Origin of the sequence: Colwellia sp. MB02u-14 (assembly GCF_014076915.1) — a bacterium.
In the GTDB taxonomy this organism is placed as follows: Bacteria; Pseudomonadota; Gammaproteobacteria; order Enterobacterales; family Alteromonadaceae; genus Colwellia_A.
The window spans coordinates 25,397-47,856 of record NZ_JACGUX010000086.1 but is presented as its reverse complement, the minus strand read 5'-3'; the positions used below and the strand labels follow the sequence as shown (position 1 = coordinate 47,856).

Sequence of the window (22,460 nt, the reverse complement as noted above, 5' to 3'; positions counted from 1 at the left end):
CGCTATAGAGAACCGTTTACATTTTTACTTTATATCTAAATAAAAGTTGAGCGTTTATTATTTGCGTCCTTAATGGCACATAGCTATTTTACTGCAGTATGGAGAGAAACCATCAATAAACGTTGGCTTGTTATCGCTGTTATTATCAGTTATTTAATGATGTTATTTGGCGGTGCTGCACTCAAACCTGACTATTCTCACATTAGCCAATTTATTAGTGAACTTAATGCAACAGGTACTCCCTATGCAGGAATAGTCAGTTGGCTTGGCTTCTTTTTATTTGGTGTTCTAGCAAGCCTTTTACTTTTTGTTACTGCCGATAAAGCACCTGTTCGCGGCATTAGTCGCATAGGATACTGGTTACTTATTGCCGAGCCTATTGCTTACATGGGCTCAGCATTTTCTCCATGCGATTTTGGCTGCCCTGTTGATGGAGGTATGAGTCAATTGATGCACAATGCCCTTGCCGTGGCTACCTTCATATCAACATCACTTGGATTGTTCTTGCTTTCATTCACACCAAAAATCTCTGTTTTACAGCGAGTTTTTTGGGTGGTTTTGTCTTGTTTATGGCAAGTTTTATTTGTGTTGATGCTCGATGAAGCGATGCTAGAGATCCGTGGCCTGTTACAACGTATTGGGGAATGTGTTGTTTATAGCGTACTTTGTATTAGCGCTTGGCGACTATTAAGCGCTAATAAAGATTTATCCTAAGTCGATAACGCTAATTTAGGCTTTAAGGTACACGAATTTTAGTGGTTCTTTATGGCTTATAGTGAGTATTATTTAGCCTGATCTTTCTTTAGCTAAGGCACCTAATGTTGGCGAGGTGAGTATTAATTCATCAGCTAATTCACCTAATACTTTTTTTGGCAATTTTTTAATAATCATTTCACCAACATTATTAGCGTTGCTTGCTGCAGCAAAAAATAATATATTTTTACCGTTACAGGTTATATCATCAAAAATAGAGCGTATTTTAATACGTTGTGTTTTTAATAAAGAGCGGAATCGCCTCTTGTCGTCAGCGGCAACAAACTCACAAATGTTTTGAGCAACATTATAGGCCATTGCCTTAGGTGAGTATGATTGTGTTATTAAGAGTAATATTATTATTGAGGTTATACCTGCTGCGTTATATCTCATCATTCATTTATTCCTCAAAATTTGTCATTCACTAATTTTATTTTCTTCTAATAAGTGTAGTCGCTAATTTTTTAATTTCATTTTTATCCATTTTTATTTTCAATAACACTCTTCATTTAATAAATCGGCAATATTACTGAAACTTAATCGTCACATTTAGCCATTAACATAATCGACATTAATTTTAGGGGTAATCAAATAAAAACTGATTAACTCAAACAAAGGTAAAAAGGTTTTACTATGAAACTTTCAAAAATTGCACAAGCTTGTTTAATACTCAGTTTAAGCACAACCAGCTTAATTAGCCATGCAACCCCCTCTGCAGAAAGTAACGACAAACAACTGAGTCAAGTTGTTGATGCGGGAACACAAATCAACCAATCAGCAAGTCAATCTCAACAGCGTGTTAATACCATTAACGAGCAAATACAAACAAAGTTGCAACAATTTAAAACCATTAACAAGGAAATTGACGGCTTAACCGTTTATAACCAACAAATGAATACGCAAGTGGCAAACCAATTAAAAGAGCTTGACCAAATTGCGGTATCGATGGAACAAGTCAGCATCATAGAGCGCCAAATTTCACCGTTAATGGCCCGTATGATTGAAACACTCGAAAACTTTGTTGCTTTAGATGTGCAGTTTTTAACGACTGAGCGTAATCAACGTATCACCGACTTAAAAAGCATGATGGAACGTGCCGACGTTGCTATTTCAGAGAAGTTTCGCCGGGTACTAGAAGCTTATCAAGTTGAAGTTGATTACGGACGAACTATTGAAGCATACACGGGGTTAATTGATATAGAGGGTAGTGAACAAAATGTTGATTTCCTCAGAATTGGTCGGGTGAGTTTAGTGTATCAAACACGTGATGGAAAAAAATTAGGCTTATGGGATAATGCATCAAAGTCATGGAAACCCCTTTCAGCTCAATACCGTTTAGATATTAATAAAGGTTTACGCATCGCTCGTAAACAACTTGCCCCAGACTTAATTATTGTACCTGTTGTACAAAACTCGGCTGAATAAGGAATATCGCTATGAAAAAATTAACAACATTACTCTCGGCAATTACGTTGTCAGTGGTCTCTGTATTCAGTAGCCAAGTTATCGCTCAACAAGCAACAAACTTAGATGATTTATTGTCACAACTAGCGCAAGGTAAAATCGCGCAAAGTAAGCAGAATCAAAGTCGTGAAGCTGAATTTAATGCAAAGAAGAGCCAACAAATTCAATTATTGAATCAAGCCAGTCAGCAGCGTGACCAAGGCATTAATTTAAGTACTCAGCTCGAGAAGAGCTTTCAAGACAATGATGTAAAGCTTGGTGATAATACCGATGCGCTTAATAAACGTATGGGTGAATTAAAAGAGTTGTTTGGTGTTTTACAACAAGTTGCTGGCGATACGCGCAGTAAATTTCAAACGTCGGTTGTTTCAGCTCAAATTGCTGGACGTGGTGAGTTTTTAGATGAATTTGCACAAAGTATGGGCTCTTCTTCTAAGTTAGCTTCTATCGAAGAAATTGAACGTTTGTGGTTTGAATTACAACGAGAGATGACGCAAAGCGGCAAGGTACATAAATTTAGCCGCGAAATTGTTTTAGCGAATGGTCAAAAAAGCCAAGCTGATGTCGTTAGAGTCGGTGGTTTTAACTTGGTTTCACAAGGACAGTACCTTGAGTATATTGATGAAACAGGTGCTGTTGCTCAATTAAAGAGGCAACCCTCAAGCCGTTACTTATCAAGTGCTGATGAACTAACGTCAAGCACTGGCGACGTTGTTCCTTTTGCTTTAGACCCAACGGGTGGTTCAATTTTAGGATTATTAGTCCAGGCACCTGATATACAAGAACGTGTTGAGCAAGGTGGAGCCGTTGGCTACGTTATATTAGCGATTGGCCTTATTGGTTTACTGATCGCAATTGAACGTTTTATTACCCTTTTCTTTATTGGTGGTAAAGTTAGCCGTCAATTAAAAACGAATACCGCATCAAATGATAATCCGCTAGGTCGTGTGATGTTAGTTCAAGATAAAAACCCGAATGACAATGTTGAAACGTTAGAGTTAAAGCTCTCTGAAAGCATTCTAAAAGAAGTACCGGTATTAACAACAAGGCTTACTTTTATCAAAATAATTTCAGTTGTGGCGCCTTTAATTGGTTTATTAGGTACGGTTACCGGCATGATTAATACCTTCCAAGCGATTACGCTCTTTGGTACTGGTGACCCTAAATTAATGGCGGGTGGTATTTCTCAAGCTTTAGTTACCACCGTACTTGGTTTAGTTGTTGCGATACCTATGGTCTTTATTTCAACTTTACTTAATACGCGAAGCCGCGGCATTATTAATATTTTACAACAGCAAAGCGCTGGGATTTTAGCTGAACGCTCAGAAGGCTCAGCTAAAACAGCAACACCAGAGCAAGGAGCATAAATAATGATCCTCTTCATCGAAATGATGAATCGTATCCAAGCGTTCTTGGATACGGGGGGGCTTGTGCTAAGTGTTATTGCAGCTGTTATCTGTTTAATGTGGTTACTTATTTTTGAACGATTATTTTTCTATTTACACAGTTACAAAGCAGTGAAAAAAAATATCATTGGAAGTTGGTTTAAACGTACAGAAAGACATTCATGGAATGCTGAGCACATAAGAATCGCGCATGTTTCAAGAGCCACCGAAATGCTGAAAACGAATGTAACGTTAATTCAATGTTTAGTTGTACTGTGCCCGCTGCTTGGTTTAATGGGAACAGTAACAGGCATGATTGAAGTGTTCGACGTTATGGCTATTTCAGGTAGTGGTAATGCGCGTTCAATGGCTTCAGGTGTTTCACGCGCTACTATCCCAACAATGGCAGGCATGGTTGGTTCATTATCTGGGGTATTTATGGTGACTTGGTTGCAGCGTAAAACAAAACGTAGAACTGAGCAAATGCAAGATAGCCTTCCCATGGCTCACCAATAATTAGCACTTAAATAAGGAGAAGCGCTATGCGTTCTCAATTATCAAATATTTTACAAGAACAAGAAGAAGCCGAAGAAATTAACATGACACCGATGTTAGATGTTGTTTTCATCTTATTGATATTCTTTATCGTTACCGCCTCGTTTGTTAAAGAAGCCGGTATTGAAGTGAATCGCCCTGAAGCGGCTACGGCAGTAAAAAAAGAGCGTGCCAATATTTTAGTGGCGATTAGTGAAAAAGGTGAGATTTGGATTAACAAGCGCCGTATTGATATTCGAGCAGTTCAGGCGAATATAGAACGATTAAAGGCCGAAAACCCACAGGGTACTGTGGTTATTCAAGCGGATCAAAAGTCGACAACTGACACGTTAATCAAAGTCATGGACGCTGCTCGTTCTGCAGGCGTTTATGACGTTTCAATTGCTGCACAAGAGGGGTAGGTCATGGCAACCGTGATGAACACGCCAGCCCGTTATAGCATAGGTTTATTGCTTGCTGTTGTAATGACCTTTTTATTGTTATGGGGTATGCAAGCACTGATTTCGGGGGGAAATAACGCCTTAACAGAAGCACCTCGCGGTAATGTGCTTGACTTTATTCGTCTAAAAAAAGAGCCACAATTAACGACAAAGGAAAGAAAACCACAAAAGCCACCTGCGCCTAAAGCACCACCACCGCAGATGCAGCAACCACAAATGCAACAAGCCAACCCTAATGCCTTAAGTACAAGCTCTGGGTTTGGTGCTGACATTCAAACGGATCTAAGTTTAGCGGGCGGTTTAAGTTTAAGTGGCGGTGATGGCGACTATTTACCCATTGTAAAAGTCGCCCCTATATATCCACGTCGCGCGCAATCTCGTGGTATTGAAGGTTATGTTATTGTCGAATTTATAGTGACCAAGAATGGCTCTGTACGTGACGCTGTAGTGGTAGAAGCTAAACCAGAAAATATTTTTAACCAAGCTGCAATGGCTGCCGCATTAAAATTTAAGTATAAACCACGTGTGGTTGATGGTGTCGCCATGGAAGTTGCTGGCGTACAGAACAAAATTTCTTTCCAAATAGAAGGTTAAGGAGTCTGTAATGACTAAAATGACAACTTTAAAAAGAAAAGCGTTATCGTGCCTTTCAATAGCATTACTCTTTAGTGCCCCAGTAGTACTTAGCGAAAATATCGGTGGTAATATTGCTCAAGCCCAAGATCAAGTTAAAGCACAAGGCGAGTCAGCTAAAAAATCCACGTCAGTGAAAGTACCCGCAATGCGCAATCGTGTTTACACACAACTTGCTCGAGCACAAAAACTGGCTGATGAAGGTAATGGTCTCGAAGGGTTTGATGTACTTGACGAAGTACAAGAGCGTATTGGAAGTTTAAACAGCTATGAGCGAGCAATGCTGTGGAATTTCTATGGCTTTATGTACTACGGTAATGACGATGTGGCTTCAGCCATTGATAGTTTTGAAAAAGTTATCAAAGAACAAGCAATCCCTGAATCATTAAGGCTATCAACACTTTACTCGTTAGCGCAATTATCAATGCAAATGCAAAACTTTCCACAGTCTTTGATGTTTTTAGGATTATGGCAAGCAAGTAACCCGAAAGAAATGACCGATACTCAACAGGTATTATTTGCGCAGGTTTATTACCAAAACAAACAATATCAGCAGTCGCTCAACTATGTTTCAAAGGCGGTTGCACAGAGCTTCGCGGCCGATGAAATACCCAAAGAAAACTGGTTAGTCTTGCAACGTGCGAATTACTTTGAATTAAAGCAACCGATTGAAGTTACGCGTGTTATTGAAAACTTGGTTCGTTATTACAACAAGCCTAAATATTGGTTACAGCTTTCAGCCATGTACGGTGAAATAGGTGAGGAAGGTAAGCAACTTGCGGTGATGGAAAGTGCGTGGCAAGCTGGTTATGTGACTCAACCAACCGACATTATTACCCTCGTACAGCTTTATCGTTATCATCAGGTCCCCATTAAAGCGGCGAACTTACTCGCTGAAGCAATAGACAGTGGTAAAGTGATTGCTGAGGAAAAGTATTTAGATATGCTTGCCAAGGCATATATTGCTGCAAAAGATGATGAGAAATCTATTCCAGTGTTAATAAACGCTGCTAAAATTTCCGATACTGGTAAATTTGATGCCCATTTAGCCCAGGCCTATTTAAATTTAGAAAAATGGCAACTTGCTATAAAATCAGCGGATAAAGCACTTAACCGTGGCGGATTAGATTCAGAGACTAACTTAGGTAATATGTACTTAGTCAAAGGGATGGCAGCATTTAACTTACAACAATTTGAACAATCTTTATCTGCCTTTGAACAAGGAAAAAAAGTTAAAAGTTCGGCTAAAACCGCTAAACAGTGGTTTAAGTATGTAGAAAAAGAGCAAGCAGCAAAGCAAAAGTTAGCAATGCTAAACTAGTTTATCATTAGGTTTAGCTATACTCCATTGACACCATAGAGCCCCTCACAGATGAAAGTTATCTCGCAGTGAGGGGCTCTATATTTATTATAAAAATAACCATTATTATTTTTAGGTGTATGAAATTCATTCAATTGATGGTAAAACATTAGTCATAATAAATATATTATAAAATCCATAAGAAAAATAATATGTTGCAGCTTTACCTTAATTTACGTTGAAGTTTAAGTTGTGATCTTTTAAAAAAGGTGGCTTATGAATATTGGAATACCTAAGGAAACGTTAACGGGGGAAAACCGAGTAGCAGCATCGCCAAGCTCGGTAGTTGCTCTACTCAAACTTGGTTTTACTGTTTATGTACAAAAGGGGGCAGGAACAAAAGCAAGTTTTACTGATGAAGAATTTGCCGATGCAGAAGCTTCTTTAGTCACGAAAAAAATATGTTGGCAGTCAGATATTATTTTTAAAGTGAATGCTCCATCACTTGACGAAGTTGCGCAAATGAAAGATGGCGCACATTTAGTCAGCTTTATTGCCCCAGCACAAAGTCCTGAATTACTTGAAGCTTTACGGGAAAAATCAATCACCACTTTTGCTATGGAAATGGTGCCACGTATGACGCGTTCTCAGTCAATGGACGCCCTTAGCTCAATGGCTAATATTGCTGGTTACCGTGCTGTTATAGAAGCCACTCATCTTTTTGGTCGTTTTCTTACCGGGCAAATTACGGCTGCGGGTAAAATGCCTCCTGCCAAAGTGATGATTATTGGTGCGGGGGTTGCTGGTCTTGCGGCTATTGGCACTGCTGGAAGTTTAGGCGCTGTGGTTCGCGCTTTTGATACACGCCCTGAAGTAAAAGAACAAATTGAAAGTATGGGGGCAGAGTTTCTTGAATTAGATTACGAGGAACCGGAAGATACTGGCTCTGGCGATGGTTACGCAAAAGAAATGAGTAAAGCATTTATCGATGCTGAAATGGCACTTTTTGCTGAACAAGCCAAAGATGTTGATATTATTATTACTACTGCGATGATTCCAGGAAAACCTGCACCCAAATTAATTACAGAAGCTATGGTGCATTCAATGAAACCTGGCTCAATTATTGTCGATCTAGCAGCAGCGGGCGGTGGTAATTGTGCGTTAACGGTGCCGGGTAAAGTCGCTAATGTTAATGGTGTTAAGATTGTTGGTTATACTGATTTAGTGTCACGTTTACCGAATCAATCATCACAGCTTTATTCAAACAATTTGGTTAACTTAACTAAATTAGTTTGTCCAAATAAAGACGGCACCATTACGGTTGATTTTGATGATCAAGTTGTTCGCAACATGATTGTAGTCAAAAATGATGAAATTACCTTTCCACCTCCACCAATACAAGTCAGTGCTGCACCTGTTAAGCCTGCACCAATAAAAATCGAAGCCGTTGTTGAGGAAGTTCAACCAGCCTCACAAACTAAGAAGCATGTTTTTATGGGCTTGGGCGCTATATTATTTGCCTGGGTGGCCAGTGTTGCCCCTGCTGATTTCCTCTCTCATTTTACTGTTTTTGTACTTGCCTGTGTTATTGGTTACAACGTGGTATGGAATGTCAGTCATTCGCTGCATACGCCTTTAATGAGTGTAACCAATGCTATTTCTGGCATTATTATTGTTGGCGCTTTGTTGCAAATAGGGCAAGACAATATCTTAATACAAATACTGGCGGGAATTGCGGTGCTCATTGCCACAATAAATATTGTTGGTGGCTTTGTGGTGACCAAACGTATGTTAAAAATGTTTAGAAGATAAGGGGCGCATTGATGGAATTTTCTCAAGGGTTAATTAGCGCAGCTTATATTGTTGCCGCATTATTATTTATTTTTAGTTTGTCGGGGTTAAGTAAGCAAGAAACGGCTGAAACCGGCAATTGGTATGGCATCAGCGGTATGGCGGTGGCGTTAATTGCAACTATAGCTGATCCGCGTGTCGATAATGTTTTAGTGATATTTATTGCTATGTCAGTGGGCGCATTTATTGGTTTACATTTAGCTAAAAAAGTTGAAATGACACAAATGCCAGAGCTGGTTGCTATTTTACATAGCTTTGTTGGTTTAGCTGCTGTTTTAGTTGGCTATAACAGTTATTTTGAAATGGATCATTCATTAGCGTATAACCTAACCGACACCCAACAAATGGCGACCAACATCCATTTAGTTGAAGTATTCTTAGGTGTTTTTATTGGCGCGGTAACCTTTACGGGGTCAATTGTCGCTTTTGCTAAATTACGCGGTGTTATTAGCTCTTCAGCACTGATGTTGCCACATCGTCATAAGTTAAATTTAATAGCAGGTATTGTTACTTTAGTTTTACTTATTAGCTTTGTTCAAAGTGATGGCGCTATTAATCCACTATACATGATGACCTTTATTGCACTTGTCTTTGGTTGGCATTTAGTTGCTTCAATTGGCGGTGCTGATATGCCTGTTGTTGTCTCTATGCTCAATTCTTATTCTGGCTGGGCAGCCGCAGCCGCAGGTTTTATGCTTAACAACGATTTGTTAATTGTAACCGGCGCTTTGGTGGGGTCATCAGGGGCAATACTGTCATACATTATGTGTAAGGCGATGAATCGTTCTTTTATTAGTGTTATTGCCGGAGGTTTTGGTACCGATGTTGTTATCGATAACGATACTGATTATGGCGATCACATTGAAATAAATGCCGAGGCTGTGGCTGATATGTTATGTGGAGCTAAATCCGTTATTATTACGCCAGGTTATGGTATGGCTGTAGCGCAAGCGCAATATCCTGTTTATGAAATGACTCAAGCGTTAAAAGCGAAAGGGATAGATGTGCGTTTTGCTATTCATCCGGTGGCAGGGCGCTTGCCTGGGCATATGAATGTTTTATTAGCAGAAGCAAAAGTCCCCTATGATATTGTTTTTAGCATGGATGAAATTAACGATGACTTCCCTACAACTGATGTGGTTTTAGTGATTGGCGCAAATGACACGGTAAATCCAGCGGCTGCAGAAGATCCAACCAGCCCTATTGCTGGTATGCCGGTGCTAGAAGTATGGAATGCCAAACAAGTGATTGTCTTTAAACGTTCAATGAGTACCGGTTATGCTGGGGTTCAAAACCCATTATTCTTTAAAGAAAATACTCAGATGTTATTTGGTGACGCAAAAGACTCTGTAAGTGAGATACTTAAGTGTATTTGATGTATTTTTTTTGTTGTATGGAGATAAATTAAGTTACTAAATTAGGTATAAAAAAGCCAACTTAATTGTTGGCTTTTTATTGCTGTGAAGTTGCTTGATATTGCGGTGAGAGAAAGCATTGATTTCTTCAGAGGTTTATTTTATTTATCTAGATTGCATAGCTTAGAATTTCAGACATAAAAAAGACGCTCTAGGTGTCTTTTTATTGATATTAATGTTTCATTGTCTATATAAGCTTCTGGCGAATTCATAACCGCCAATTTCTCTTTATTGTCTAATTGGAAAATATCTAGTATCAGTGCCACCTAGTTGCATTTACCTAAGCTAACCAATTACATTTAACTCTGCCACAATAAGTTGATATTAAAAAAGATGTCATCTTTGGATGTTTTTAACACTGCTAACGCACACTTTTGCCACATTCGAGACATTAGTATTTGGAAATTTATATTGAAATTTTTGGTATGTTTTGATTTACAGTGGATATGGCTGAACAACCGCATTACTCAGGCAGATTCCTTATAGCGGTCGTACCTCATTCATGTATACATGTGTAGTTTGAAACTGATTTTTCACCAAAAATTTCTCAGTCTGAATGTGAACAAAGTGAAGTGGTCAAGTAATATTGGCCACAGTTTTGTAGCTTAACTCGTATCTTCTTTCTGACTCACTTGGACTTTAGCAACAGCATATTAAGAAGGTTTTTTTAGTTTCAAATACGATGTAGCTTAGTAACTTGCTGGTGTTCAAATATCTCTATAAAAACCATTTGTTAAATATCTTCCTGCGACCATTTGAAAAGCAGAGCTGTTCCAGACACACTCTCATCCCGATAACTCAATCAAAAGAACAGTTGTTGGCATTGCAGGCAATACCGACTTGTGGGGCTCTTACATGCGACGCCGGAACGCTACTCCAGCTAAACCAAACAGAAAGATTACGAGTGTTAAAGGTTCGGGGACGACTGTTTGGGCATACCCTTGCGGCACCAAATACTCAAAACGCGAGCCGTCAGACAAATCCTCTACAATCAGCGTACCGATTGTGGCGAGTGCATAGGTACCTAAGTTCATGGAACCAAGCAGGAAGTCACTGGTTTCGCCTGGCTCTATCACTAATTCCGAAATTTCTAGAAACAGATTGTCAACAGGCAGATCGTACATGAAGTCTTCGAGCGTAAAATTGGCGAGTGACAAGTCAGTGTAGATCTTGAAGTCGGTCATTAGGTACCGTAAGTTGAGCGAGGCGTCGGTGTTAAACAGTCGAAGGTGGGATTGTGTCAAATCTGAAAAGTCGAAAGCCTCGTCGTTGGTAAAGCCAGTCACTCTTTTTTTAAATTTCTTAGTCTTCGCTCGCTCTTTGGCACTATTATCCGTACCAAGCTCCAATGTCTCGGATTCAATGACCTTCCCATCTTTTGTGAATTCGACTTTGGTTACAATGTTAGACGCCAGCGGAAGGCCCACTGGGTTACCCTGAATCTTTACGTTAAAGTTATCAATTGATCTAGTATTTGCCGGTGCCGCAAAATTCAAGGTGTTGCTATCCACACCAGACACTCCGTCGAACCTGTCAGACGGATTGTTGGTTCGTGTATCTGAAGCGCCGCCGACATCTGTAACTTTATCAAAGAAACTCACATGCATGTCGTTGACACCAAAACTACTAGATGGCATTTGTATATGCATAGTTTTGATTAAACTGGCGGAAACGTTGAAGGATGTAACGGCAAGACCAAGCAAGAACGTGAGACTAATGAACCAATTACTAAACAATGGTTTTATGGGGGCAGCTCCTAGTGTAAATATCGTTGTCATTAAGTTGTTTTCTTTTTCCTTGCGAAGCAAGTTAAGTAAAGTGTCCATCAACGTTACTCTGAATATCTTTTTCTCTTCTAGGTTTGACATAAAATATTCCTTTATAGTTTTATAATGAGTTTAATATCAGTATGACTCCTGCTCAAATATCCGCTCTGACAAATATCAGTTCTGACAATAAAAGTACCCAAGTTGCCAACATGTTTTCAGGAAAGAACTACCCACAATTTCTGTGGTTACTTGGAGTAACTCTTAATCGTGCAATGAATTTTTTAAGTCAATCGCTATTGCTTAGCTAAATTTTTTATTATCCAATCTGCCAACGGTATAAATAAAAAAGCATCAAACTTAAAGAGTAGATAGCTTTGGAACGTCCGCTAAACTGAGGGTTATAAAGTTAGCTGTCGATCTGCCTAGGTCAACTAAGGGCGTACAGTCGACCTCGCCCAAGACAAACAATTACAATATTTTTATTTCGCTTTGCGCACAAAGTGATCATTTTTATTAGTGGCAAACCTAATGTTATTAAGTGGTAACAGTAAATGTTATTTGGTGATGCAAAAGACTCTGTTGAAAAAACATTTAAAGCGCTGTAATTAACTTTACATTGAGTAACAAAAAACCAGTGATCGTTCACTGGTTTTTTTTGCTTAGCACTAATAGAGTCTAACGCTACTATTACTTTGTTTGTTATGATAATTAACAACAATATGAAACGATGAGAAAGATACTTTGATAGAACAATGGTTAGGAACAATCAACGGTTATTTATGGGGAAGTATCCTTATCTATTTACTGACTGGTTGCGGTATTTGGTTTACTTGGCGATTAAAATGCCTACAAATAACTCATTTTACACATATGTTCACGTTACTTAGGCTTAGTCGCAAAACTGACAGCCATGGTATCTCTTCTTTTCAAGCCCTATGTACATCCCTTGCTGCTCGTGTGGGTACAGGAAACTTAATGGGGGTTGCGGTTGCTATAACCTTAGGTGGCGCTGGCGCTGTTTTTTGGATGTGGCTTATTGCTTTAGTAGGCATGGCAACTGCTTTTGCAGAAAGTGCACTCGGGCAGCTTTATAAAGAGAAAGATAGTAATGGAAATTTCCGTGGTGGTCCTGCTTATTACATGAGTAAAGGGCTAAAAAATAAAAAGCTTGCCGTGACTTTCTCTCTGTGTTTATTTTTTGGTTATGGGTTTGTTTTTAGTTCAGTGCAAGCACATTCAATTACCAGTGCCTTTGATGGTTCATTTGGTATCAATCCGTTATTTACCGGTATTGCTATTACGATAGCGACCGCTTTTATTGTTTTTGGCGGTTTGAAAAATATCGCACGTTTTGCGGAAATAACCGTACCTTTTATGGGGCTTGCTTATTTATTGGTGTGTCTAGCGGTAATATTTTTAAATATTGAAAAAATTCCTGCCATTATCAGTGACATAATTGCTTCTGCTTTTGGCTTAAAAGAAGCAGGAAGTGGCTTGGTGGGCGCAGCCATTGTGCAAGGGATAAAACGTGGGCTCTATTCTAATGAAGCAGGGATGGGGAGTTCACCTAATGCCGCCGCCGCCGCAGTTCCTTATCCTCCACACCCTGTTTCACAAGGTTATATACAAATGCTTGCTGTGTTTTTTGACACGATTGTTATTTGCTCTTGTACCGCTTTTCTTATTTTATTGTTTAAAGAAACTGGCAGTGATGCACAAGGAATACAATTAACTCAGCAAGCGTTAGCTTATCAAGTGGGCGCATGGGGTAGTGACTTCATAACTATTGCTATTTTACTGTTTGGTTTTACTTCAATTGTTGCCAACTTTGCCTATGCTGAAAATAACTTGAAGTATTTAAAGATGGATAATCCGTTAGGGCATTGGTTTTTACGCTGTGGATTTTTGGCGATGTTGATTTTTGGTTCGGTAGCGAGTTTACCACAAGTTATTGCTTTAGCAGATTTATCAACAGGGCTTATGACAGTTGTTAATGTCACGGCTTTATTACTCTTGTCAAAAGTTGTGGTGAGTATTACTCAAGACTATCACCAGCAACATAACCAAGGAAAATTGCCAAGTTATAAGCCAAGTGAAAGTGAGCATAGTCGATTTAATTTAACGAAAGGTATTTGGCAAAAATAGTCTGATGAATAATCTTTAATCTATGCTAGAATGCGCGCCTTAATTTTTGGTTTCGTTTTTTTTGATAAGTGGTGATATATGAGTGTTGATGCAATAGGGTTGTCGGCTGAACTATTAAAGGCAGTTAAAGCCTGTGGTTATAAAACGTTGACGCCTGTTCAGCAGCAAGCTATACCGCTTATTCGTTCGGGTGTTGACCTGTTAGCGAGTGCGCAAACAGGTACCGGTAAAACCGCGGCTTTTAGCTTACCTATACTAGAAGCTTTAGCTAAGATCCCGAGTGATAATAATTCATCAAAAACCATTCGTGCACTTATTTTAACACCAACGCGAGAGCTTGCTCAGCAAGTCGCTCGTAATATCGAAAGCTACAGCGAATTTTTACCGCTAAGCTGCGGTGCCGTTTATGGTGGTGTAAATATGCCTCCACAAACTAAAATGTTAAAGCAAGGTGTTGATGTACTTGTTGCTACACCCGGTCGTTTACTTGAACACTTAGTGGCGAGAAATGTTGATTTATCACAAGTTAAATTTCTTGTTTTAGATGAAGCTGACCGTATGTTAGATATGGGCTTTTTAAATGATATTCAGCAACTCATTAGTGTTATTAAGCAAAAACATCAAACGCTAATGTTTTCAGCCACTTTTTCAAATAAAGTTAAAACACTGGCTAAACAAGTTTTACATACACCAAAAACGTTGGAAGTATCTCGCCAAAACTCAACGTCAGGTAAAGTTAAACAATCTGTTTATTGGGTTTCAGAAACGCGTAAATGCGAATTACTCTCTGAATTGATTGGTGTGAATAACTGGAAGCAAGTGCTTGTTTTTGCTGGTACTAAAGAAAGTGCCAATATACTCGCTAAAGAACTAAAGCTTGATGGTATCAAATCAGCATTGTGTCATGGTGATAAAACTCAAGGCGCAAGAAACAAAGCCTTAGAACAGTTTACGGAAGGAAAAGTACGTGTTTTAGTTGCTACAGATGTGGCTGCACGTGGTTTAGATATTCCAGACTTACCGTACGTTGTTAACTTTCATCTACCTTACCTTGCAGAAGATTACGTCCATCGTATTGGTCGTACGGGCAGAGCAGGGAAGTCAGGGACGGCAATTTCGTTAGTTAGCCCTAAAGATGAGCAGTTTTTAGAAAATATCGAAGCGTTAATTGGCCGTACTTTTGAGCGTACTATTGTTCCAGGTTATGAACTAGAACGTCCATTACCCGCTCAATATGCTGAGAAAGAAGATAAGCCATTAAAGAAAAGCCGCTATAAAGCGACTCAAGAGAAAAACCAATTAATTGCGCGTAAAAAAGAAGAAAGTAAACCTTCATCTATACGACGTGCAAAAGTGGCAAAAAAAGCCAAACCAGCACCTACGGGCAAACGTAGATAATTCATTAGTTAAGTAGTACTTATGGCATATACCTTAGTTGACATACCTTTTGAGCAACGCCATGAGTGCTGGTTTTGTGGTGAGCCATCAGAATTAACTTTTGGCTTCCCACATCAATACTTTCTCGTCTTTGACTGCTCTCATCCTCCTTTATCGGTACCTAGCTGCCGTGAATGCACTTCTTTAGCAAGAAAGGCAAAGCAACATTCTATTTGGGCTGTTGGTAATAATGTGAAACGCTTTTTAGCGCAAACTTATCAAAAAGATTTAGCGATTGGCAGCAACTGGACTAAAGAAGAGCTAGCCGATAGTGAGTTTGAAACGGGCAACTTTGTTGGTTTTCAAAAAAGTGCTTGGATGATGTATGAAATTGCCAAACAACGCTTGAATTACCAAGGGTGGATATTGTCACTTGAAGGGGTTGAATTAAATGTCGATTACATTGGCACTGAGTTTATCTTTGACGGTGTCACTTATCCAAGTGTTGATATTGCGATTGAACACTTTATTGAGACCTATGATTTATCGGCAGAAATTTTTAAAGCCGCACTCTCAGTTGTCGGTATGCATAAATTTAGCAAGGCGGTAAAGTTTTGCCGCTTACTTATTGGTAGAACGCCAGAACAACAGAAGCTGGCGTTACGCTATTTTAAAGAAGATGAGAAGTTGGGCTAATTTTTCTTTTAACTTATTGCTTCTAAACTAAACTGAGTTTATGGTCTTTAAATATCTTTCTTTGGTAAAGGGCTTTGTCGGCACGTTTAAAGAAGCTTGTTTGTGTATCCATTGTGTTCATAAATGTGTGTCCTAAACTACAGCTCACCTGATAGTTTGATAATAAAGAATCCCGATTCATTGCGCTATATATCCGCTGTTCAATAGCCATTAACGAAACAAGCGTGGCATCTTCAACAATAATTGAAAATTCATCGCCACCAAAACGAAATAAACTATCTGAGTCACGAACACTTTCTTTAAGCGCTAAAGAAAACTGTATTAAGACTTCGTCACCAATATTATGGCCATAAGTGTCGTTAATCAATTTAAATTTATCAAGATCACAGACAATTAAACCCACTTTACTGTGTTGGCGGTTCGCATGGTGCATGGCACGTCTTAACTGTTCATCAAAACACCGGCGGTTATTTAACGAGGTTAACCCATCTTGCATCGCTAACTGCAGTGCCTCTTGATAGCGTAAGGCATTATTTAACGGATGAATTAAATACTGATGTAATTGGTTAAGTATTTTAAAATTGGTAATACTTATCGGCGAATTAATCGCATAAGTTAACGTGCCAACGAAATTTTTGTTCAATTTCAATTCAAATACACGCTCATTTTTACCTTGCCTACTTCCTCTTATTGATGCATTAATGTCACCTTTTTTAAAATATAATCCTGAAAAGTTGACATACTTAGCTACTTCCACCGCAAAAATATTGAGTAAGCGATCAAGCTCTAATGAGGTTTGGAGTTGTTCCATCAACGCTAGCTTTCTATTAGAATTGTCATGGTCAGGACTATCGAACACTTTAAAAGCGTTAAATTTAAAATTCTGATTATCTACTAAATTTAATGTCTGCATATCGTCACCTGATTAATTTATCAATCAGGGTTAAGCAATTTTTATACCTAAAGTTTGTTTTATTTGTTTTTTTTTAGTGTATTGATATTAAATGAATTTATATTAAGAAAATCTGTATCGATTTTTTGACAAATGATTACTGGCAATGAGTTGCCGCTGTCAAACTACTGATAATTGTTTTAGACTCAAAGATTAATGATATATTTCTTATAAACTTATTATCGATGTGCATTATAAAATAAGGATTTTTTGTGACAGGTCATTTTGAACTCTTAGCTATTCTCTCAAGTGCTGTACTTATCGTTTGGCTATTTCGTCGTTTACATTTACCAGCCATTTTAGCCTACTTAGTCGCAGGTATGCTGGTTGGTGATCATGGCTTATCGTTGGTGCAGGACCAAGTTGACTACGATCACTTCGCTGAGTTGGGTATTGTCTTTTTACTTTTTACCCTAGGTTTAGAATTCTCATTACCTAAATTAATTGCAATGCGTCATTTAGTCTTAGCGGTTGGCAGTTTACAAGTGGGTATATCGTTAGTTTTTTTTATGGGCATTGCTTTATTCTTCGGTCAGACATTTGCGAGTTCCTTTGTGATAGGTGGAATAATTGCACTTTCTTCTACGGCTATTGTTATTCGACAATTGAGTGAGACAGGAGCAATGAAACGAAAGTCGGGTCAGCTGTCTGTGGCTATTTTGCTTTTTCAGGATGTTGCCGTTGTACCCTTATTAATTATTATTCCTATGCTTGCTCAAGAATCAGATACTTCGATGGCTGTAGAGCTTCTGATTGCTTTAGTAAAAGGTATATTTGTTGTCACTTTATTAATGTTTGCGGGTAAGTGGCTTTTACCACGCTTATTTAATTTAGTTGCACAAGTAAGGACAGATGAGTTGTTTGTTTTAACAACGTTGCTGGTAACCTTAGTCGCTTCTTCATTAACACAATGGTTTGGCTTATCAATGGCTTTAGGGGCTTTTCTTGCAGGGATGATGCTGGGGGAAAGCAAATATAAATATCAGCTTGAAGCTGATATTCGTCCCTATCGAGATATTTTACTTGGGCTGTTTTTTGTTACCGTCGGCATGAAGCTTGATATTGTTATTGTCTACACTTCACCCTTTATCATTCTCAGTGTTATGGTGAGTTTTATGGTAGTGAAAATACTTATTATTGCCTTTCTAGCACAACGAGCGGGAGAAGCGTCTAAAGATGCATGGGCGGCAGGTTTTATGCTAGCACAGATGGGGGAATTTGGTTTTGTGCTTATTGCCCTAGCCAATCAGGTTAAATTATTACCCGTTGAAACCGCTTCTATTTTATTAGGTGCAGGGGTTTTGAGTATGGCGATAACACCTTATATGATTAACAATGCCCGCCGTTGGTCGTTGCTGCTCAGTAATGAAAAACCGATAGAGACCGATCATTTGACTGAACTGCCCGAGCAAACAGAATTAAGTGATCATGTGATTATTTGTGGTTTTGGCCGTATTGGTCAAACTGTGAGTCGGTTTTTAAAACAAGAATCTATCAAATTTGTTGCTATAGATATAGACCCCTTACGCACATCTAAAGCAAGGGAAGCCGGAGAGAATGTACTCTTTGGTTCATCAAGACAAACTGAATTGCTACAAGCGGCTCATTTATCACAAGCTAAACTGGTCGTGATCGCTTTTGGCGAAGATAAGCAGTCGCTTGAGGTTATTCAAAAAGTTAGATCAATGTCACCTGATGTTCCAATTCTCGTACGCACTCGAAATGACGACCAACTTCAAGCATTACAGGAAGCGGGGGCTAATCAAGTTGTTCCAGAGAGTTTAGAGGGGAGTCTTATGCTTGTATCACAAGTATTATCGTTAACAGGCGTTCCTTTCTCTCGTATTATACGCCGCGTACAAAAAGAGCGTAAAGACCACTACAGCCATTTACATGGCTTTTTTCAAGGTGAGCACACAGACATGAGCCCTGAAGCAATGGACCGTATTGAATTTGCGAATGCCATAATACTGACCGAAAATTCTTTTGCTATTGGTCACTCAATAGCATCACTGAATTTATCAACAAAAAGGGTCACAGTGGTGGCGCTTCGCCGTAATGATATTGAAACAGAGCAACCAGATGGAGCCACTATCCTTCAAGCACAAGATACATTGATTGTTCGTGGTAAGCCTAGACGAGTAGAACGAGTTGAACGATTTTTGCAAGAAGGTGGCTAACGTGACTTTTAAGAAAATATAACGAACACTTTTATAGCGACAAAAATTTTCGAATTGCTGTTTCTTGTTCCATTGCATCTTCAAAGCCTAACTTAATTAATTGGCGGCAATAGTTTTTTTCAAATAACAAATAACTCACAATACTCGACTCTGAGTCATTAGAAATACCTACGCTACGTAATAATAAACGTATAGAGAGTGGCAAGTCTGAAAAATAATCTACGGCGATGGCGTTAAAGTCATGACTTGGATTGATCAGAAAAGATGATATAGGTTTCAGGCCATCTTTTTCTTTTCTCACTTTGGGCGGTATAAGCTTTATTGTTTCGTTAATTCGCTCTAAGCGTTCTATGTCACTGTGCAAAGTATCTGAAAAAATAGTATCAAGTAAATGACCGGCAACAGTCGATGTTGTTGGTGGATGAGGGTTGTTTACTTTGCTATGAAGTGGGGCTTTAGGTTGATCAACACCAATAATAAAGAGGTTTTCTCCACCTAAATGTATAGCTGGACTTAAGGGAGAAAGCTGATGTATAGAGCCATCACCATAATGCTCTTGGCGAATTTTTATCGAAGGAAACACCAATGGGATAGCGGCAGAGGCCATTAAGTGTTCACTGTTAATTTGACAAGGCTCACCCCGACGTTTAGCCCGAAACCATGGTGAAATAGACTCTTCTGATTGATAAAAACTGATTGAATCCCCATTACTATAGCTTGATGCAGTAATAGAAACCGCTGATAAGTAACCGCGTATAATATTGGCGTCGATGCGCTTAAAATCAACAACCATATTTAGCATGTCACGAAGTGGCGCATTATTTAGTAAGCTGCGCGCACTTTTATTCGCATAATCAGCTTGGAAACTAGCGAGCATGCCTTTAGCTAAATGAGAAAAAACTCTTATACCGTCGCTATGATAAACCCTACTGGTATTAATGTTTTTCCAGACCCATTCAAGTTTCTTTACCCCTAGATGAAAGCATGACGAGTAACATGCCAATGCTGTGGTATTGATGGCACCAGCAGAAGTACCACATATAATAGGAAAGGGGATACCATGATTTCTTGGAACAAATTTGGATATTGCGGAAAGCACGCCTACTTGATAAGCCGCTCGGGCTCCACCACCAGTAAGGATTAAAGCATTCTTACTGTCTTTATAGTTTCTCTTGGTTAACATGTAAATCGCAATTTTATTAATATGAGTTTAGTTTAATCAGTTTCATAGCGGTGTGCTAGGGCTTAGTGAGTGAAAAATAGATTTGAAAGAAAATAGAGGAAAAAAAACCTGCAGAAGCAGGCTTTTTAAATGACATAGAATTATTATCTAGTAAAACTGTACACTTGGTTTAACAAATAACGTCTACTAAAGAATAAGTTTAGCTGCTAACACGTTCGTTAGCTGCGTCTATCAATGGTTGCGATCCGGCTTGCAAAATAGTTAAGTTAGCTGAAACAATTCTCTTTGGTAATTTTGAAATCATCAAAGAACCTGTTTTAACTGAACCCTGAGACGATGCAAACGCCAACAGATTCTGTCCATTACACTCAATACCTTTAAAGATACTGCGAATTTTTAATCTATTCGTTTTTAAAAATGTACGCATGCGTTTTTTGTCGTCCGCAGCAACATACTGACAAATGCTTTGTGCAATGCTAGATGCTTGTGCTTTCGGCGCCGATACAACAGACGTTAATATTAAAACAGTGATGGTAGAAGCTAGTAATAATTTTTTCATTTTAGTAACCTTTCAATAAATTTAGTTAGTAAAGGAAAAAACCACGGGATGTACCTGTATAACGAGGTGACTCCGCTGTCATAGGATATACATTATAAAAACATAAATCCCTTAGACCGGTGGTTTTGCGTAACACGATTTCACGTGTTTTGCCTTTTCTTTGTCTCTTTTAGTATTGCTAATTGAGTAATTAAATGCAACACAAATGTACAAAATTGTAAGAATGAGTAACTATTTATTTAAAATTAATTATTTTTTATGATTATATTATTACTAATAAAATAGGAGCTTAATAAAAATTATTTCTTTTATTTATAAAAATAGCGATTTTTTAACTTAGGTGAAAATTTGATAACAAAAAAGAGAGTCATGTCTCTTTTTTGTTTTTCTCTGGTAAACAGGTAGTGTTCAATGGTTAAAATTTCATTTCAGGAACATTATTGGGCACAATTAATTCACCTTCAGTGAGTTTTATAATTTCTTCAACACTCACACCAGGTGCGCGCTCTACTAAATGAAATTTACCGTCTTTTATTTCAATAAAAGCTAAATCAGTCAGTACTCTTTTAATGCAGCCTTTACCGGTTAATGGCAAAGTACACTGAGAGAGTAATTTTGACACGCCATGCTTTGATGCATGGGTCATGGTCACAATAATATTATCAGCACCAGCCACTAAGTCCATTGCACCGCCCATACCTTTTATGAGTTTACCGGGGATCATATATGAAGCGATGTTACCGTTTACATCAACTTCAAAAGCGCCAAGTACGGTCAAATCAACATGGCCACCACGGATCATCGCGAAAGACTCTGCGCTATCAAAGACAGAAGCGCCTTTTGCCATAGTAACTGTTTGTTTACCGGCATTAATTAAGTCGGCGTCAATCTCATCTTCAGTGGGAAATTGTCCCATGCCAAGTAAGCCATTTTCAGACTGCAACATAACTTCTATTCCTGCTGGAATGAAGTTAGCAACGAGTGTTGGAATGCCGATACCTAAATTAACGTAATAACCGTCTTGTAACTCTTGTGCCACGCGTTGTGCTAGTTGTTCTCTTGATAAAGCCATGATTAAATCTCCAAAATTATTTTATGACTGAGCAATACGAACAGTGCGTTGTTCAATGCGTTTCTCAAAGGACCCTAAAATAAGGCGGTCAACGTAAATGCCAGGGGTATGAATTTGGTCAGGGTCTAATTCACCTGGTTCAACGATTTCTTCAACTTCAACAACAGTAATTTTACCTGCTGTTGCTGCCATGGGATTAAAGTTTCGTGCTGTTTTTCTATAAACCAAGTTACCGTAACGGTCTGCTTTCCATGCTTTAATAATAGCAAAGTCGCCTTTAACAGCAGGTTCAAGGATATACATTCTTCCCTCTATTTCACGCTCTTCTTTACCTTCAGCTACAGGCGTCCCGTAACCTGTTGCTGTAAAAAAAGCGGGTATCCCAGCACCTCCGGCTCGCATTTTTTCTGCGAGTGTCCCTTGTGGTGTCAGTTCTACTTCTAATTCTCCATTCATCATTTGGCGTTCAAACTCAGCGTTTTCACCCACATAAGAAGCAACAATTTTTTTGATTTGACGGTCTTGCAGTAATACACCCAAACCAAAATCATCAACACCACAATTATTTGAAACAAGTGTTAACGCTTTAGTACCTTTACGTTTTATTTCACTAATTAGGTTCTCTGGAATACCACATAAACCAAAGCCACCTGAAATAACAGTCATACCGTCTTCAAGTCCTGCCATCGCTTCTTCGTAGCTTGATACTACTTTGTCAAATCCGGCCATTA

20 protein-coding genes and 1 riboswitch are annotated in these 22,460 nt (G+C 38.7%); of the genes, 13 read left to right on the top strand and 7 right to left on the bottom strand.

The window, feature by feature from the left end:
- The first annotated feature begins 72 nt into the window (after positions 1-72).
- A complete protein-coding gene (locus tag H4J52_RS16245) occupies positions 73-714 on the top strand; it encodes a DUF998 domain-containing protein (protein WP_182178835.1) in 642 nt (213 codons plus the stop codon).
- A gap of 72 nt (positions 715-786) precedes the next feature.
- Here H4J52_RS16245 and H4J52_RS16240 read toward each other — a convergent pair whose 3' ends face one another.
- A complete protein-coding gene (locus H4J52_RS16240; RefSeq protein WP_182178837.1) occupies positions 787-1,149 on the bottom strand; it encodes a DUF3718 domain-containing protein in 363 nt (120 codons plus the stop codon).
- Between the two features lie 237 nt (positions 1,150-1,386).
- Here H4J52_RS16240 and H4J52_RS16235 point away from each other — a divergent pair, with 237 nt between their 5' ends.
- The 8 genes from H4J52_RS16235 (at position 1,387) to pntB (ending at position 9,757) form a co-directional block, all read left to right on the top strand.
- On the top strand, positions 1,387-2,178 hold the full coding sequence (locus H4J52_RS16235; RefSeq protein ID WP_182178839.1) for a DUF3450 domain-containing protein: 792 nt from the start codon (positions 1,387-1,389) through the stop codon (positions 2,176-2,178).
- 11 nt (positions 2,179-2,189) lie between these two features.
- Entirely contained in the window at positions 2,190-3,584 is a 1,395-nt protein-coding gene (locus H4J52_RS16230) for a MotA/TolQ/ExbB proton channel family protein (RefSeq protein ID WP_182178841.1), read from the top strand.
- Positions 3,585-3,587: 3 nt separating this feature from the next.
- A complete protein-coding gene (locus H4J52_RS16225; RefSeq protein WP_182178843.1) occupies positions 3,588-4,118 on the top strand; it encodes a MotA/TolQ/ExbB proton channel family protein in 531 nt (176 codons plus the stop codon).
- Positions 4,119-4,144: 26 nt separating this feature from the next.
- The gene (locus tag H4J52_RS16220) at positions 4,145-4,558 is read left to right on the top strand and encodes a biopolymer transporter ExbD (protein ID WP_182178845.1); all 414 of its coding nucleotides are present in this window, start codon (positions 4,145-4,147) and stop codon (positions 4,556-4,558) included.
- A 3-nt stretch (positions 4,559-4,561) separates the two neighbouring features.
- Positions 4,562-5,191, top strand: a complete 630-nt coding sequence (locus tag H4J52_RS16215) for an energy transducer TonB (RefSeq protein ID WP_259366639.1) — start codon at positions 4,562-4,564, stop codon at positions 5,189-5,191.
- A gap of 10 nt (positions 5,192-5,201) precedes the next feature.
- The gene (locus tag H4J52_RS16210) at positions 5,202-6,551 is read left to right on the top strand and encodes a lipopolysaccharide assembly protein LapB (RefSeq protein ID WP_182178847.1); all 1,350 of its coding nucleotides are present in this window, start codon (positions 5,202-5,204) and stop codon (positions 6,549-6,551) included.
- Positions 6,552-6,806: 255 nt separating this feature from the next.
- Positions 6,807-8,342: a Re/Si-specific NAD(P)(+) transhydrogenase subunit alpha gene (locus H4J52_RS16205; RefSeq protein WP_182178849.1), complete on the top strand. Its 1,536-nt coding sequence runs from the start codon at positions 6,807-6,809 to the stop codon at positions 8,340-8,342.
- Positions 8,343-8,353: 11 nt separating this feature from the next.
- Positions 8,354-9,757: a Re/Si-specific NAD(P)(+) transhydrogenase subunit beta gene (gene pntB, locus H4J52_RS16200; RefSeq protein WP_182178851.1), complete on the top strand. Its 1,404-nt coding sequence runs from the start codon at positions 8,354-8,356 to the stop codon at positions 9,755-9,757.
- An 890-nt stretch (positions 9,758-10,647) separates the two neighbouring features.
- On the opposite strand, the gene H4J52_RS16195 is transcribed toward pntB, so the two are convergent.
- A complete protein-coding gene (locus tag H4J52_RS16195; protein ID WP_182178853.1) occupies positions 10,648-11,664 on the bottom strand; it encodes a PEP-CTERM sorting domain-containing protein in 1,017 nt (338 codons plus the stop codon).
- Positions 11,665-12,306: 642 nt separating this feature from the next.
- Between H4J52_RS16195 and H4J52_RS16190 the strand changes: the two genes are divergently transcribed.
- The 3 genes from H4J52_RS16190 to H4J52_RS16180 all read left to right on the top strand — a co-directional run bounded on the left by H4J52_RS16190 (position 12,307) and on the right by H4J52_RS16180 (position 15,783).
- Positions 12,307-13,710: a sodium:alanine symporter family protein gene (locus H4J52_RS16190; protein WP_220460020.1), complete on the top strand. Its 1,404-nt coding sequence runs from the start codon at positions 12,307-12,309 to the stop codon at positions 13,708-13,710.
- 78 nt (positions 13,711-13,788) lie between these two features.
- Positions 13,789-15,108, top strand: coding sequence for a DEAD/DEAH box helicase (locus H4J52_RS16185; protein ID WP_182178855.1), 1,320 nt, complete (start codon positions 13,789-13,791; stop codon positions 15,106-15,108).
- Positions 15,109-15,129: 21 nt separating this feature from the next.
- Positions 15,130-15,783: a hypothetical protein gene (locus H4J52_RS16180; protein ID WP_182178857.1), complete on the top strand. Its 654-nt coding sequence runs from the start codon at positions 15,130-15,132 to the stop codon at positions 15,781-15,783.
- A gap of 22 nt (positions 15,784-15,805) precedes the next feature.
- On the opposite strand, the gene H4J52_RS16175 is transcribed toward H4J52_RS16180, so the two are convergent.
- Positions 15,806-16,696, bottom strand: coding sequence for a GGDEF domain-containing protein (locus tag H4J52_RS16175; RefSeq protein WP_182178859.1), 891 nt, complete (start codon positions 16,694-16,696; stop codon positions 15,806-15,808).
- Between the two features lie 251 nt (positions 16,697-16,947).
- On the opposite strand from H4J52_RS16175, the gene H4J52_RS16170 reads away from it, so the two are divergent.
- Positions 16,948-18,915 carry a monovalent cation:proton antiporter family protein gene (locus tag H4J52_RS16170; RefSeq protein ID WP_182225177.1) on the top strand — a complete coding sequence of 656 codons (1,968 nt, stop codon included), beginning with the start codon at positions 16,948-16,950 and terminating at the stop codon, positions 18,913-18,915.
- Between the two features lie 31 nt (positions 18,916-18,946).
- Here H4J52_RS16170 and H4J52_RS16165 read toward each other — a convergent pair whose 3' ends face one another.
- The 4 genes from H4J52_RS16165 to H4J52_RS16150 all read right to left on the bottom strand — a co-directional run bounded on the left by H4J52_RS16165 (position 18,947) and on the right by H4J52_RS16150 (position 22,458).
- Positions 18,947-20,098 (bottom strand): patatin-like phospholipase family protein, encoded by a 1,152-nt coding sequence (locus H4J52_RS16165; protein ID WP_182178863.1) that lies wholly within the window; start codon positions 20,096-20,098, stop codon positions 18,947-18,949.
- A gap of 199 nt (positions 20,099-20,297) precedes the next feature.
- Positions 20,298-20,657: a DUF3718 domain-containing protein gene (locus H4J52_RS16160; RefSeq protein WP_182178865.1), complete on the bottom strand. Its 360-nt coding sequence runs from the start codon at positions 20,655-20,657 to the stop codon at positions 20,298-20,300.
- Between the two features lie 62 nt (positions 20,658-20,719).
- Positions 20,720-20,821, bottom strand: a riboswitch (cyclic di-GMP riboswitch).
- A 251-nt stretch (positions 20,822-21,072) separates the two neighbouring features.
- The gene (locus H4J52_RS16155) at positions 21,073-21,729 is read right to left on the bottom strand and encodes a 3-oxoacid CoA-transferase subunit B (RefSeq protein ID WP_182178867.1); all 657 of its coding nucleotides are present in this window, start codon (positions 21,727-21,729) and stop codon (positions 21,073-21,075) included.
- A gap of 21 nt (positions 21,730-21,750) precedes the next feature.
- Positions 21,751-22,458, bottom strand: a complete 708-nt coding sequence (locus tag H4J52_RS16150; protein WP_182225175.1) for a CoA transferase subunit A — start codon at positions 22,456-22,458, stop codon at positions 21,751-21,753.
- Positions 22,459-22,460 lie beyond the last annotated feature (2 nt).